Genomic DNA, 14,634 nt, shown 5'->3' on the forward strand with positions numbered 1-14,634 from the left:
AGTGGTTCTCCCCCAGCTTATCGTAGCGGCACCTTAGGGATGCTGCGGTGCAGCGCAAGGCCCGGTTTGGTGCTGTCTTAACATTTCTGCAATAGTCGGCCGTATGATAGCGGTAACCTGAGAGGTCAGGGCGCAGTGAGGTCGAAAGCCGGGGGCAGGGAGCGCAGATCGCGTGCGCCAAGCTGGCCCATGTTGGCGGTCAGATCACGGGCCAGCATGTCGATCAGGTGGTCGATGCCGACCGGGCCAAGGGCGGCGAGGGCAAAGTGGAACGCGCGGCCGAGCATGACGAAATCGGCGCCGAGCGCCAGGGCGCGCAGGATGTCCAGGCCGCCTTCGATGCCGCTGTCAAAGATCAGCGGCAGGGTGGTGGCAGCGCGGATGGCGGGCAGGGCGTCAATGCTGGCGGGGGCCGCGTCAAACTGGCGGCCGGCGTGGTTGGACACCCAGATCGCATCGACACCTTCGTTTTGCAGCGCGGTTGCATCCTCGGGGCGCAACACGCCCTTGATCACCAGCGGCCCCGCCCAGTGATCGCGCAGCCAGCGCAGGTATTCCCAATCCGGCGCGGTCCGCAGCAGATAGCCGATGTGGGCGGTTGGCGGCAGGTTGGCCTGCGTCGCGGGAGTGTATTTGTCGAGCGTGGCCATATGTGGCAAGCCGCGGCGCGCCATGCCGAGTGCCCAGGCGGGGCGGCAGGCGACCTGCGCCAGCAGACGCGGCGTGAGGCGCGGCGGGCTGGTCAGGCCCGAACGGGTCTGGCGTTCGCGGCGGCTGGCCACCGGGACATCGACGGTCAGCACCAGCGTGGAAAACCCCGCATCTCGGGCGCGGGCCAGCATATCGGCGCGAATCTCGGGGTCGCGGGGCGGGTACATCTGAAACCACGCCTGGGGGCCAAGATGCGGTGCGAGGTCTTCGGGGCTTTGGGCCGCGACGGTGGACAGGCCGTAGGGGATATTTGCGCGGGCGGCGGCGCGGGCCAGATGCCCTTCGGCATCGGGCCAGATCAGCCCGGACATGCCCAGCGGCGCGATGCCAAAGGGCAGCGGCACAGACTGACCCATCAATTTCGTGGAAAGGTCAGGGGTAAATTCGCCGTGCAGGATCGAGGGCATCAACCCGATGCGATCCAGTGCGCGGCGGTTGCGGTGTTTGGTAGCCTCGGTCCCGGTCGCAGAATCGAGGTATTCCCAGACAAATTTAGGCAGACGCGCGCGGGCGCGGCGGCGTAGGTCGGCAAGGCCGGGATAGGTTGCGTGCAGGTCCATCGCGGTATTTGCCTGCAAGGCGCGGCGATTGTCCAGCACCAGAAAGCCTGCGCAGCGGCAATTTACCCATGCAGTGGGGCGCGCGATCAGTTGTGTTTGCGCGCCTGTGCCATAGGCGGTGGAATCACCTCATCAAGCGGCGCGGTGGGCAGGTTACCTGCAAGGTCGACAAGGGCAGCAATCGCGGCCTCAACTTCGTCTGTACGGCCGTTACCTTGTGGTTCGATCAGGTTAACGGTTGGATTGGGCGTGGCATCAAGCCGTTCCTGCGCAATAGACCGCAGTTCCTGCATGGTGCTGTCAATCGCGCGGCACAGCCCGGCCAGCATCCCCGCCGATCCGGTCAATCTGGAGGGGTCGATCAGACCCTTTTCCGCCGCGTCGAGCACGGTGGAAATCTGTTCAAGTTTGCATGATGAGGTGGCCGCGAAATAGCGCACGTCCTCAAACGCCAGAGTATCGCGGTTGTCGCGCTGCACACGTTCGACGACGACGGCGCTGCCGATGACGCGGTCAGTGCCGTCATAGGACAGGATATGGTGCAATGTGGTGTCCCAGATCATCGAACCGCGCGGCATATGCAGCATTTCGCGGTAGCGTTGTTGCTGGCCCTGCGCGATACAGCGGGCATAGCGCCGGTTCACCTGATCAGCCTGATCCGGCGGCAACACCTCGGCCAGGGGGCGGCAGATAACGGCGTCCATCATCATGCCGCTTTGGGTTTCGTGTTCGGCATTCAGCGCCAGCAGGTGAAAGCCAGAGGAGTCATCTGCCAATTCGGCGATGAACATCGGCACGTTGAATCGATCCAACTGGCGACGCAACGCTGCCGTATCGTTGTTTCTGAACATAGTCTTCTTCCCACTCGAGGCATATGTTGGGCCACATTGGCGATAAAGAATTATCAACGGGTTAAATATCGCCGGTTAAGTAAATTCCGGTTGGTTTTATTGCCGGTATCTTAGCCATGCTCGCCCCGGTTGAATGGGGCGGAACATTCTGCGAACGTCTCTTTATCTCGTCCCCGCGCCGCGCTAGACTGCGCGGATGAGCAGTTATGATGATACACGCGCGCCGGCAGGCGTACCTTTGTCGGCCCGCGCAATGGCAGCCCGGCCGCAGCCCTATCTGGATGGGTTGAACCCGGCGCAGCGCACGGCGGTTGAAACGCTGGATGGGCCGTTATTGATGCTGGCCGGGGCGGGCACCGGTAAAACGAAAGCTTTGATGGCGCGTGTCGCGCATCTTATTTCCCTTAGTAGAGCGCAGCCGAATGAGATACTTGCGGTAACTTTTACAAACAAAGCCGCGAAGGAAATGCAGCATCGGTTGGGGAAAACGCCTTTCAATATGAGAGCACCTGTCAAATGGATGGGAACCTTTCACTCCATTTGCGCAAAACTGCTGCGGCGACATGCCGAATTGGTAGGCCTGAAGAGCAATTTCACGATTCTTGATACCGATGATCAATTGCGCCTGTTGAAGCAATTGGTGGCGGCAGAGAACATCGACGACAAACGCTGGCCCGCGCGGATGCTGGCGGGGATCATCGACGGCTGGAAGAACCGCGCATTGACGCCTGATAAGGTGCCGGCCGCCGATGCAGGGCTATACAACAACCGCGGAACAGAGATTTACGACCAGTATCAGCGCCGCCTGATCGAGCTGAACGCTGTGGATTTTGGTGATCTGCTGCTGCATATGGTCACGATTTTCCAAAAACACCCCGATGTGCTGGGGCAGTATCAGCGCGGTTTCAAATACATCCTGGTGGACGAGTATCAAGATACCAACGTGGCGCAGTATCTGTGGCTGCGGCTGCTGGCGCAGGGGCACAAGAACATCTGCTGCGTGGGCGACGATGATCAGTCGATCTATGGCTGGCGGGGTGCCGAGGTGGGCAACATCTTGCGCTTTGAGAGCGATTTTCCCGGCGCGCATGTGGTCAAGCTGGAGCAGAACTATCGCTCGACCCCGCATATTCTGGCGGCGGCATCAGGCGTGATTGCGGGCAATGAGGGGCGGCTGGGCAAGACGCTGTGGACCGACCGTCAGGAAGGCGAGAAGGTTCGGCTGATCGGGCATTGGGACGGCGAGGAAGAGGCACGCTGGATCGGGGATGAGATAGAGGCCAGCCAGCGGGGCGCGCGGGGCATGGCGCCTATTTCGCTGGACGACATGGCGATTCTCGTACGGGCCAGCCATCAGATGCGGGCCTTTGAGGATCGGTTTTTGACGATCGGACTGCCGTATAAGGTGATCGGCGGCCCGCGTTTCTATGAGCGGTTGGAAATACGCGATGCGATGGCCTATTTCCGGGTGGTGACCAGCCCGGATGATGATCTGGCCTTTGAGCGGATCGTGAACACGCCCAAGCGGGGCCTTGGCGATGTGGCACAGCAAAAGATCCAGCGCACGGCGCGCGAGCATGGTGTGAATCTGGTCGAGGGCGCGCGGATTTTGCTGGCCCATGACGGGATCGGCGGCAAGGGGGCGGCACAGTTGCGCCAGTTGGTCGAGGGGATCGACCGCTGGGCGTCCAAGCTGCACGGCCCGCGGATCGAGTTTAGCGAGGATGACGGCGTGCTGGATGATGGCGTGGCCCCGCTGCGGGTGGATTACGCCCCGCCCGAGATCAGCCATGTGGAACTGGCCGAGATCATTCTGGACGAAAGCGGCTATACTGGCATGTGGCAGAACGACAAGACGCCCGAGGGGCCGGGGCGTCTGGAGAACCTCAAGGAGCTGGTCAAGGCGTTGGAGCAGTTCGAGAACCTTCAGGGGTTTTTGGAGCATGTCAGCCTGATCATGGACAATGAGCAGGAAGGCGACGGCGAGAAAGTGTCGATCATGACGCTGCACGCGGCCAAGGGGCTGGAATTTCCGGCGGTGTTTCTGCCGGGCTGGGAGGACGGGCTGTTTCCATCACAGCGGTCGATGGATGAAAGCGGCATCAAGGGGTTGGAGGAAGAACGGCGGCTGGCCTATGTCGGGATCACGCGGGCGGAAGAGCTGTGCACGATATCCTTTGCGGCGAACCGGCGGGTGTTTGGGCAGTGGCAAAACGCGCTGCCATCGCGGTTCATTGATGAATTGCCCGAAGAACATGTCGATGTGCTGACCCCGCCCGGACTATATGGGGGCGGCTATGGTGCGGCGGCCCCGGTGTCGCATCTGCATGACCGCGCGGCCGAGGCAAATGTCTATAACTCCCCCGGTTGGCGGCGCTTGCAGGCGCGCAGCAGCGCGCGGGGGGTCAGCCAGCCCAGCGAGGCGCGCAATGTCACGATCGACATGCAGGCGGTGGCGGCGTTCGAGATGGGCGAACGGGTGTTTCACCAGAAGTTCGGCTATGGTGATGTGATCGGGATCGAGGGGGACAAGATCGAGGTCGCGTTTGAAAAGGCGGGGACCAAGAAGGTCGTCTCGCGCTTTTTGAGCGGCTGCGACGATGTGCCGTTCTAAGGCCGGCTGTTCAGTCTGACGTGCCGAGCTCTTGCAGGCGCTGCGACAGGCGCAGCTTGATCTCGCTCGGCTCTGCCGCGATGGCCTGCACCATCTGATCCAGCCTGCTTTGCGCGCCATGCAGTTGATCGAGCAGCGACATGATGATGACGAGGGCATCTTCGTTGACATCGAAATCATCGCTCAATTCGCACAGCAGCGTGATGCGGCGCAGGTCCAGCGTGTGATAGCGCGGGCCATCGGCTGTCATCACCGGGGTGACGATACGCAGGTGTTCGAAATGGCGCAGGCGGTCGGCGGTCAGCGATGTGACGCGTGCGATCAACTGGTCTGGGGCATAGGCCTCGGTCATGATCTTTGGTTTCCCTTGCGGGGGTTATAGGCGTGTTTGTCACGCCAACCTTGCATGAAGTCTTTCAGCGCGTTGTCTATACTAGGCGGGCTGACGATGCGCAGAGTGATGCGCTGATCGCCCGTGCCTGTGCGGCCGCTGACGCCGCGCCCCTTTAGCCGCAGCACCTGACCGGAACTGGCACCGGGTGGGATGGTGACGTTGACCGGGCCGGTCACGGTGTCGACCGGCACCTTGCCGCCCAATATGGCCTCGTCGATGGATATCGGCAGTGTCACGACAATATCATCCCCGTCGCGTTCGAAATCGGGGTTCGGGGTGACGGTCAGCGTGATATAGGCGTCACCGGGTTTGCCCGCGCCATGACCCTTGTCGCCTTTGCCGCGCAGCCGCAATGTCTGGCCGTCGCGCGCGCCTTGGGGGATCGTGACCTCAAGCGTTGCGCCGTCAGGCAGGGTGATCGGCGCCTTGGCCCCGCGCACGGCATCCAGAAAAGACACCTCGAGGCGGTATTGCGTGTCCTGCCCGGGCACATCACCGGGGGTCGCCCCGCCAAAGCCGCCACCCTGCCTGCGGGCAAAGCGAGAAAAGAAATCGTCGGCATCAAAGTCTTGCGCAAATGGGTTGCGCTGCGCCGCGCCGCCGCGATTGGTATAGGGGTTTTCCGGGCGGCGTGCCTCGTCACGGTAATATCCGCGCGGCGCCTGTTCGGCACCGGACGCGTCGATCTCGCCCGCGTCAAAGCGGCGGCGCTGATCAGGGTCTTTCAGCAGATCGTAAGCGCGGCCCGCGGCCTTGAACCGGGCCTCGGCGCGCGTATCATCCGGGTGAAGATCGGGATGATCGGTGCGCGCGATCTTGCGATAGGCTTTCTTGATCTCGTCCGCCGTGGCGGTTCTGGTCAGGCCAAGTGCGGCATATGGGTCTTTGGTCATCGGTGGCTCCGCATTGGGTCGCGTCTGTACGTTAGATGTCACGGGTTTCAACTCTGCGCCACAGACGATTGGCCGCGCGCCGTTTAAAGCGGCGCAATGCGCCCCTGTAGCCATAGAATCGATGGATAAGCCGCCAGCCAGAACCAGACAAAGCGGTTCAATCCAAAGAGGCAGGCATTGGCGAGGTGAAACAGCGCCGCCACAATCAGGGCCAAGATCAGCGCGGCGGGGTGCAGCAGGCTAAGCGGGAAGGCCAGTTCAAACAGCATTACCGCCCACGACACCACCCAAAGCAGATGCGTGCGGTCGGCCAAGACGCGCAAATTCTCGCTGATCGGATAGGCCGAAAAGGCAAAGACATCCCGCAGGGCTTGCCCGCTGCGCCAACTGGTGTTGGCGACCTTGACCTGACCAGAGATGAAATACGACAGGATCACCTGAAGCCCGAGATAGCCAAAGGCGGTTTCGCGGCCAATGCCGGGCGGCAGGATATGCGCCAAACAAAGACAATACAGCGTGAGCAGGCCCATCCGGTCGCTGCCCCCGTTGTAGGGCCCCGCATAGCGGTGCAGCACGATCAGGCTGTGCAGGGCAAGCGCACCCAGCACGAGGCTGGTTTGGAGGTCGGCCAACAGCAGCAGGCACAGCAGGGCGCGCGGCAAAAACAGCAGCCGGTCGCGCGGCGACCCGGCCATATGCTCGGCGCATTGTTGCAAAAAGGCGAGGGCAAGCAGGATTTCGGTGGCCCGCAGCGCGCTGTCGAGGGTCAATTGAGCGTCTCTTTAGTGGCCCTAAACGGGGCGGATAGGAAAACGACGTGTTGGGTGAGACCCCCACCGTCGTGCGGTGTCCCATCACCTTGCGTCTGTTTGCGCTGGATAAAGATCAGGCGGAATTGCAGGACAGCGTTAGGCAGATCATCGGCCAAATGCGCGCGCACGCGGCGGCGAATTTCAGTAATGCTGTGGTCGGTCGGGCGCTGCTGGATGCGTTCGGCGCAGCTGACAAGAAACAGAGTATCGTTCCACGCAGGGTTCCAGAACAGGCGCAGCAGGCATTGCAATGGCGTCACGGCCTGCGGACGCGGTCGAAACTCTCGCCATTCTGGCGTGCCGTGCCCATGCAATTGCGCCCATTGCACCCTCGGAGACGGCTCGACCGTCTGAAAAAACCGCCAGGACGGAATCACGACGGGCAGAACCAGAGCCAGTGTTTTCAACATGTGGCGAGTTAACGGGGGCGTGGTTAATACCGGGTGAACGGCTTTGGCGGCGCGCCCCTGACCGTTTGGGCGCCGGGTGCGCGATACACACCCCCAAAAAAAAACGACGACACCTTGGGAGGAAGGTGCCGCCGTTTCTATGTCGGCCCGAAGCGTCGAGGGAGGGTCGGCTTCGGGTCTAGTGCAGGGTTCGCCCCATCAGGGAGGAGGAAAGTGAGCCGAACCCCGGCTTCAGACGGCGGACAGGGAGGTGCCCGGCGCGTCCGATTTCATGTGCGGTTTAACCGCGGGAAGATTCCCAGGAAACCCGGCGCAGTTCGGAGCGGCTCAGCCCCAGGTCTGCCAGTTCGCGGTTGCTCAGCGCGCTGAGGCCATCGAATGTTTCACGGTACAGGCGGTGCTGCTTGTAGCGGGTTGCCAGAGCATCAAGGGCATTGCCGATGCGGGCAAAGAAGGAAGGTGTCGTTGCGGATGTCGAATTTACATATGCCATTTTGGCGCCTCATGTCTTTCGGTTACGTCGTTTCGTTGAGGGGTATGTACGCCCTTTTGATCACCTTACAACGTGCATTTTGACAATGCCGCTATGCAGCAATTGCATAGGAGAATTTTAACCAAGTATTTGTTTCAGTTGGGGAAACCTCAAATGATGAAGTTTCGCCCTGTCATAAATCTGTCGTATTTTGGCGGGTGAAGAGGAAAATGGGCGACGACATCAGGGAGGAGGAAGATGTCGCCGCCAATAACAGACATATCCGGGAGGAGGATGAATATGTCTGGTCTTTCCTTAGGCGTGGCCACTGGCCCGCCCATGACCTAAATTTGCGACAAATGCTGCGTCTGCACAATATCGGATTTTGCAATGCTGCTATGCAGCAATATCATGGGCGCTGCGGTTGAATTTTTCATCGGTGCCCCAAAAGGCAAATCCGCGCGCCCCCCTTGTGATTTGGGCAGAACCTGCCATGTCAAATGACAAGCAAGAGGAGCCCTGTCATGCCTATCACCCGTGCCGACGTCGAAGCCGCCCTTGAGCGGGTCACCCTGCCAGATGGTAAGAGCCTGCTGGCCCATGATCTGGTGCGTGCGCTGACCGTCGAGGGCGACAGCGTGCGCTTTGTCATTGAGGCACCCAATGCCGATGTGGCCCGCCAGATGGCCCCGTTGCGCGATGCCGCCGAACAGGTGGTGCGTGATTTGCCGGGGATAGGCACCGTGTCGGTCGCGCTGACGGCGCATGGTCCGGCGGCAAAGCCACCCAGCCTCAAGATCGGCGGGCACCCCAAGCCGCAGGACGGGCCAACCAAGCCCAGCGGTGTGCAGCGTATTCTGGCCATCGGGTCGGGCAAGGGCGGTGTTGGCAAATCCACGGTCAGTTCAAACCTCGCCGTGGCCTTGGCGCGGGCCGGGCGCAAGGTGGGGCTGCTTGATGCGGATATCTACGGCCCCAGCCAGCCGCGCATGATGGGGGTGAACAAACGCCCCGCCAGCCCGGATGGCAAAACGATTATCCCGCTGCACGCGCATGGCGTCACACTGATGTCCATCGGGTTCATGATGGAAGAGGGCAAGGCCGTTGTCTGGCGCGGGCCGATGCTGATGGGGGCGCTGCAGCAGATGCTGGGGCAGGTGCAATGGGGCGAGCTGGACGTGCTGCTGGTCGATCTGCCGCCCGGCACAGGGGATGTGCAGTTGACGCTGTGTACCAAGTCAGAGCTGACGGGGGCGATTGTCGTGTCCACGCCGCAGGACGTGGCGCTGATTGATGCGCGCAAGGCGTTGGATATGTTTGCCACGTTGAAAACCCCGGTTCTGGGGCTGATCGAAAACATGTCGATGTTTGTCTGCCCTGATTGCGGATCAGAACATGAGATATTCGGCCACGGCGGCGTCGCGGCCGAGGCCGAGAAGATGGGCGTGCCGCTGTTGGGCAGCCTGCCGATTGATCTGGACACGCGGCTTGCGGGGGATGGCGGGACGCCGATCGCCGCCGGGGACAGCCCGGCCGCCGAAGCCTATGCGCGCATTGCCCAAGGGTTGATCAAAGGTGGTATGGCCTGATGGGTCGGATGCCCTTGGCTTTTTGGGACCATAAATACCTTCAAGATATGCCGCGTTGGCAGGTCAGCCGAGGGTGCGGCCCTGTACCAAATGGCCATAGAGTGTGGTGAGCACCGAGATGAACACCAGCCCCTCTATTATATAGAGTGCGGAATCCAGGATCAGCCGGGCGCTGGCGGCCTCGGCCAGCAGGGCGCCTGACAGCAGGGTGAGCACGCCATTGACCAGCGCCAGCATGACCGCAAGCCCCCAGAGCGCCTGAGCGGCGGGGGCGGTTGCCTCCCAGCTTTCGCGCAGGCGCATGGTGTGGCCCAAGGCGGCGGCGGGCAAAACGAGGCTGAGGCGCAGGGCAACCCAGAGAAACACGATACCCGCTACCAGACCCAAAAGCACCAACCCGGCCATGCTGCCGCCGCTGACCGCGCCCAGCACGCCCACCGCGATCACGATGGGGATGGCGATGAGAAACTGCGCAAAGCCCAGAACGATGGTGCGCCAGACGTAGCCCCAGAACAGCGATGCATCCGGGCGCAGGCCCGCGTCATGGTCGGGACCGTTCAGCAGCACATGGCGGTGCCACAGGATTGCCAGCAGCACATAACCCGCCAGACCGATCAACCCGCAGAGCATCACGATCAGCACCTGTCCGCCATCGGGCACCGGCATGTCTTCGGGCGCAGCCTGGATCAGCGCCAAAGTGTCGCCTGCCAGGACCACCGCCGCAAGGGCCGCGCCCATGACGCAGATAAGGGCGGGCAGGATCACCCGGATCGTGCTGCCGATGTCGGCGACCAACATGCGCAGGGCATGGGTCAGCAGGGCGAGGGCGCTGGTCATTGGTCTGTCTCCTAATAAAGCCGTAGTGCGTTCATGGCCCCGGATCGTCGCGGGGGCAAGACGTGGCGTTGTCGGCAGTGTGGGCACTGTGGGCCGTCTGGTGTTTTAGGCCATGGGATCAGATGGGACGGGATTGGGATGGGATTAGATGGGACGGGTCGCGGGATTTTATGGGTCGTGGCATGGGACGGGTCGGCATTCTCGGCCAGATATGGCCGATTCCGAATCAATTTTCTGCGTCTGGCCTTGAATATTTGCACATAATCCACTCAAGGTGAGGAACAAGTCGGGAACATGCCCTGTGGATAACTCTGTGGTCGAAAATTACTGGGAAATCGTGGGACGTATTTCTGTGACTTTTGGGTCGCCTATATATTGTGTTTATTCACAATTGAGGCCCAAATTAAGCTAAAATTCGCTGATTTTCGAGTACCACATGTTGCATGGCGTGCCTGTGCAAAACAAAATATTGTGGATATCGGAAAGAAAAATGTAGACGCCCATCAATTCCCATGGCATCCCTAGTGCATCGGATGAGAACGGGACACGGGGCAACAAACGACCCCAAAAATAAAATCAAAACCTAGCAGGTTTCATACAGGCACCTCGCTTTCATCAGACCAACGAGATCCGGCGCGCGAGCGAGCAGACATCCCCCCAGGTGGCGCGCGCAGTCGGACTTCCCCGCCAAGCTGCGGGACGAGGGCGGCGGGTTGATCAGTGGCAGCAGATCAACCCGCCGTTTCCAATTCCAGACACCGGAGTTTTTAGGGCCGGGGCCTGAGACAAGATCAAAGCGCGCAGGCGCATGAGGCAGGGACAACACGTGAGCCGCAGGTTCAGAGGCGAGAGCCAACACAAGGTCGATACGAAGGGGCGGGTGTCTATCCCAGCCTCTTTTCGGCGTGTGTTGGAAGCTGGCGATCCGAACTGGAAAAACGGCGACAACCCTGAACTGGTGATTGTCTACGGCGACCAGCGTCGCAACTACCTTGAATGTTACACGATGGAGGCGATCGACGAAGTTGATGCCAAGATCGACCGTATGCCGCGCGGCTCGATGCAGCGCAAAGCTTTGCAGCGCCTGTTTCACGGCCAGTCTTTCCCGACCACGGTAGACGAGACAGGCCGTTTGGTGCTGCCCGCGAAACTGCGCAACAAGATTGATCTGGACGGCGAAGCGTTTTTCATTGCCGCCGGTGATACGTTCCAGATTTGGAAACCCGAAACCTACGAGACCGAGGAAGAGGCCTGGCAGGAAGAACTGCCGGATGACGTCGACCCGCTGTCGTTCCTGGATGGCGATACGGAGGTCTGACGACATGGCTGCTGCGGCCTCTCAACCACCTGCTGCCCCCCATACCCCTGTTTTGCTGCGTCCGATCCTGTCAGCCGTGGCCCCGGTAACGGGTGTCTGGCTTGACGGTACATTCGGGGCTGGCGGCTATACCCGTGGGTTTCTTGAGGCCGGTGCCGAGCGTGTAATCGCGGTGGACCGCGACCCGCTGGCATTCGAGATGGCCGCCGACTGGGCCGCTGATTATGGCGACCGGATCACCATGCAGCAGGGTGTCTTCTCCAAAATGGACGAATACGCGCAGGGTCTGGACGGTGTTGTGCTGGATCTGGGGGTTTCCTCGATGCAGCTTGATCTGGCTGAACGCGGATTTTCGTTCATGCGCGATGGGCCGCTGGACATGCGGATGAGCCAGGACGGGCCATCGGCCGCCGATTTGGTCAATGAGGCTGAAGAAGAGATACTGGCCAATATCCTGTTTCAATATGGTGAAGAGCGTGCAAGTCGGCGGATTGCCAAGGCCATCGTGCGCGCACGCGACGAGGCGCCGATCACCACGACGTTGCAGTTGGCGGGTCTGGTCGAGGGCTGTCTGCCGCGATCAAAGCCGGGGCAAAGCCATCCGGCCACGCGCAGTTTTCAGGCGTTGCGGATTGCGGTTAACAACGAATATGGCGAGTTGTTTCAGGGGCTTATGGCCGCTGAACGGGCGCTAAAGCCGGGTGGCCAGTTGGCGGTTGTGACCTTTCATTCGGTAGAGGACCGCATGGTTAAGCGGTTTTTGACCGCGCGGGCAGGGGCGGGCGGAAATGCAAATCGCTTTGCCCCGGAACTTGTGCAAGAAGCGCCGCAATTCACGCTGAAATCCCGCAAGGCCATCGGTCCTGACAAGCAGGAACTGGCAGACAACCCGCGCAGCCGGTCGGCCAAGCTGCGTGTGGCGACACGGACGGACGCGCCCAGCGGCGAAATTGATGCAAAATCCGTCGGGATGCCGATGGTCAAGGGAATCTGAGTGATGCGCACGGTGCTGTATATTCTGACAACCATCGCCGTTGTCGGGCTGGCCTTTTGGGCCTACCGTGAAAACTATGCGACCCAGCAGACGTTGAGCGAGGCAGACAAACTGCACGCCAACATCCGTGCCGCCCATGCGCGTCTGGCCGTGTTGCGTGCCGAATGGGCATTTCAGAACCGTCCCGACCGCCTGCGCGATCTGGCGGACCTGAATTTTGATCGCCTTGGATTGTTGCCGCTGCATCCGGGGCAGTTTGGTCAGGTGGATCAGGTCGCCTATCCGCCCGCACCGTTGTTGCCGATCACCGACCCTGTTGATGTATCGAGCATGAATGCCGACAGCCTGGACGATTCCGGTCTGACCCAGGAGGACGTTCAATGATCCGCACGCCCCTGCGCCCGCTGGCGCGCATTCTGGAGGCCCGCCAAAAGGGCGAAAACCCCGATGCGATCGAACGTGAAAACAAGCGTATTCGCCACGAGCAGATGCGCGATCATTCCCGGATGCGCGCCGAGGGGCGTTTGCTGGTCTTGGGGGTGTTCTTTTTCTGTGCGTTTGGTGTTGTGGGGGCCCGTATGGGCATGTTGGCGACATCTGAGCCGTCAGAGCCGCGCGCGCAAGCACCCGGATCGGTGATGTCCGCCTCGCGGGCGGATATTGTCGATCGCAACGGCAATCTGCTGGCGACGAATTTCGATACACATGCGCTGTACGCGCAGCCGCGTCATATGATCGACCCGGCAGCGGCGGCGAAAAAGCTGGTCCGGGTGTTCCCGGATCTGGATGAAAAACGCCTGCTTGAGGATTTTACCGGCAAGCGCAAGTTCTTGTGGATCAAGCGGAAAATCAGCCCCGAGCAGATGCAGGCGGTGCATGACATCGGTGATCCGGGTCTGTTGTTCGCGCCGCGCGACATGCGGCTTTATCCCAATGGTCATCTGGCGGCCCATGTCATGGGCGGCGCCAGCTATGGCCGTGAGGGGGTGCATGCCGCCGAGGTGATCGGCGTTGCAGGGATCGAAAAATACTTTGACACCTACCTGCGCGATCCCGCCAACGGGGCCAAGCCGCTGGAGCTGTCGCTGGACCTGACGGTGCAGGCCGCCTCTGAACGCGTGCTGTACGGCGGGATGAAGCTGATGAACGCCAAGGGCGCCACCAGCATCTTGATGGATGTGCACACGGGCGAGGTGATCAGCGTGGCATCCTTGCCCGACTTCGATCCCAACGACCGCCCGCGCCCCATGCTGGAAGGTGACGCGTCCGACAGCCCGCTGTTCAACCGTTCGGTGCAGGGGGTTTACGAGCTGGGGTCGACCTTTAAGATATTTACGGCGGCGCAGGCCATTGAATTGGGTCTGGTCAACAAGGACACGGTTATCGACACCGCCGGGCCGATGAAGGTTGGCGGGTTCAAGATCGGTGAATTCAACAACAAGAACTATGGCAAATTGTCGGTAAGCGACATCATCGTGCAGTCCTCGAACCGAGGCACGGGGCGGATGGCGTTGCAGATCGGGATCGAGCGCCAGCAAGAGTTTCTAAAGAGCCTTGGTTTCTTTGAGCCGACAGGTTTTGAGATTGTCGAAGCATCGGGCGGCAAGCCCCTGTTGCCAAAGCGCTGGACCGAACTGTCCAGCGTGACAATTTCCTATGGGCATGGCCTGTCGAGCAGCCCGATGCATTTGGCGGCGGCCTATGCGGCCATTGCCAATGGTGGCCGGGTGGTGAAACCCACGTTGCTGAAACAAGATGGCCCGCAGATGGGCGAACGTGTGATGTCAGAGCAGACGGCGGCGGACGCGCGGATGATGTTGCGCAAAGTTGTGACCGAAGGCACCGCCAGCTTTGGCGAGGTGCCAGGCTATAGCATCGCGGGCAAGACCGGCACGGCGGACAAGCCACGGCCCAAGGGTGGGTATTACGACGACAAGGTGATCAATACATTCGCCAGCATCTTTCCCATTGATGATCCTAAATATGTGCTGATCGTGACGCTGGACGAACCGGTCGAGACATCCGGCCCCAAGCCACGCCGAACCGCTGGCTGGACGGCGGTGCCGGTGGCCGCGGAAATGGTGCGCCGCATTGCGCCACTGCTGGGGCTGCGACCCACTGTTGAACCTGTGAACGCGGCTGTGATAACGCTGACCAGCAGCAACTAAAAAAGACGTAT

14 protein-coding genes are annotated in these 14,634 nt (G+C 61.0%); 6 read left to right on the forward strand and 8 right to left on the reverse strand.

Annotated features, from left to right (window positions below; translation table 11 throughout):
- Positions 1–125: 125 nt before the first annotated feature.
- Together AC1965_RS06145 and AC1965_RS06150 are read right to left on the reverse strand one after the other, a co-directional pair.
- Positions 126–1,271, reverse strand: coding sequence for an alpha-hydroxy acid oxidase (locus tag AC1965_RS06145; protein WP_483886995.1), 1,146 nt, complete (start codon positions 1,269–1,271; stop codon positions 126–128).
- 86 nt (positions 1,272–1,357) lie between these two features.
- Entirely contained in the window at positions 1,358–2,122 is a 765-nt protein-coding gene (locus tag AC1965_RS06150) for a PAS domain-containing protein (RefSeq protein WP_483886405.1), read from the reverse strand.
- Between the two features lie 196 nt (positions 2,123–2,318).
- Between AC1965_RS06150 and AC1965_RS06155 the strand changes: the two genes are divergently transcribed.
- Complete coding sequence (locus AC1965_RS06155; protein WP_483886406.1) at positions 2,319–4,736, forward strand: ATP-dependent helicase; 2,418 nt, start codon at positions 2,319–2,321, stop codon at positions 4,734–4,736.
- A 10-nt stretch (positions 4,737–4,746) separates the two neighbouring features.
- Here AC1965_RS06155 and AC1965_RS06160 read toward each other — a convergent pair whose 3' ends face one another.
- The 5 genes from AC1965_RS06160 to AC1965_RS06180 form a co-directional block, all read right to left on the reverse strand.
- A complete protein-coding gene (locus AC1965_RS06160; protein ID WP_483886407.1) occupies positions 4,747–5,088 on the reverse strand; it encodes a MerR family transcriptional regulator in 342 nt (113 codons plus the stop codon).
- Entirely contained in the window at positions 5,085–6,023 is a 939-nt protein-coding gene (locus tag AC1965_RS06165) for a DnaJ C-terminal domain-containing protein (protein ID WP_483886408.1), read from the reverse strand. The genes AC1965_RS06160 and AC1965_RS06165 overlap by 4 nt, the downstream gene beginning before the upstream one ends.
- Before the next feature lie 83 nt (positions 6,024–6,106).
- Positions 6,107–6,793 carry an HTTM domain-containing protein gene (locus tag AC1965_RS06170; RefSeq protein WP_483886409.1) on the reverse strand — a complete coding sequence of 229 codons (687 nt, stop codon included), beginning with the start codon at positions 6,791–6,793 and terminating at the stop codon, positions 6,107–6,109.
- The gene (locus tag AC1965_RS06175; protein ID WP_483886410.1) at positions 6,790–7,245 is read right to left on the reverse strand and encodes a hypothetical protein; all 456 of its coding nucleotides are present in this window, start codon (positions 7,243–7,245) and stop codon (positions 6,790–6,792) included. The genes AC1965_RS06170 and AC1965_RS06175 overlap by 4 nt, the downstream gene beginning before the upstream one ends.
- Before the next feature lie 280 nt (positions 7,246–7,525).
- On the reverse strand, positions 7,526–7,738 hold the full coding sequence (locus AC1965_RS06180) for a DUF1127 domain-containing protein (protein ID WP_483886411.1): 213 nt from the start codon (positions 7,736–7,738) through the stop codon (positions 7,526–7,528).
- 503 nt (positions 7,739–8,241) lie between these two features.
- Here AC1965_RS06180 and AC1965_RS06185 point away from each other — a divergent pair.
- Positions 8,242–9,306, forward strand: coding sequence for an Mrp/NBP35 family ATP-binding protein (locus AC1965_RS06185; protein ID WP_483886412.1), 1,065 nt, complete (start codon positions 8,242–8,244; stop codon positions 9,304–9,306).
- 63 nt (positions 9,307–9,369) lie between these two features.
- On the opposite strand, the gene AC1965_RS06190 is transcribed toward AC1965_RS06185, so the two are convergent.
- Entirely contained in the window at positions 9,370–10,143 is a 774-nt protein-coding gene (locus AC1965_RS06190; protein WP_483886413.1) for a hypothetical protein, read from the reverse strand.
- An 826-nt stretch (positions 10,144–10,969) separates the two neighbouring features.
- On the opposite strand from AC1965_RS06190, the gene mraZ reads away from it, so the two are divergent.
- From mraZ to AC1965_RS06210, 4 genes are read left to right on the forward strand one after another with little or no spacing between them, the layout of a single operon-like run.
- Positions 10,970–11,461, forward strand: a complete 492-nt coding sequence (mraZ, locus tag AC1965_RS06195; protein ID WP_483886414.1) for a division/cell wall cluster transcriptional repressor MraZ — start codon at positions 10,970–10,972, stop codon at positions 11,459–11,461.
- A gap of 4 nt (positions 11,462–11,465) precedes the next feature.
- Positions 11,466–12,455, forward strand: coding sequence for a 16S rRNA (cytosine(1402)-N(4))-methyltransferase RsmH (rsmH, locus tag AC1965_RS06200; protein ID WP_483886415.1), 990 nt, complete (start codon positions 11,466–11,468; stop codon positions 12,453–12,455).
- Positions 12,456–12,458: 3 nt separating this feature from the next.
- On the forward strand, positions 12,459–12,839 hold the full coding sequence (ftsL, locus tag AC1965_RS06205; protein WP_483886416.1) for a cell division protein FtsL: 381 nt from the start codon (positions 12,459–12,461) through the stop codon (positions 12,837–12,839).
- A complete protein-coding gene (locus tag AC1965_RS06210; RefSeq protein WP_483886417.1) occupies positions 12,836–14,623 on the forward strand; it encodes a peptidoglycan D,D-transpeptidase FtsI family protein in 1,788 nt (595 codons plus the stop codon). The genes ftsL and AC1965_RS06210 overlap by 4 nt, the downstream gene beginning before the upstream one ends.
- Positions 14,624–14,634 lie beyond the last annotated feature (11 nt).

This window comes from Sulfitobacter sp. KMM 9851 (genome assembly GCF_057178245.1).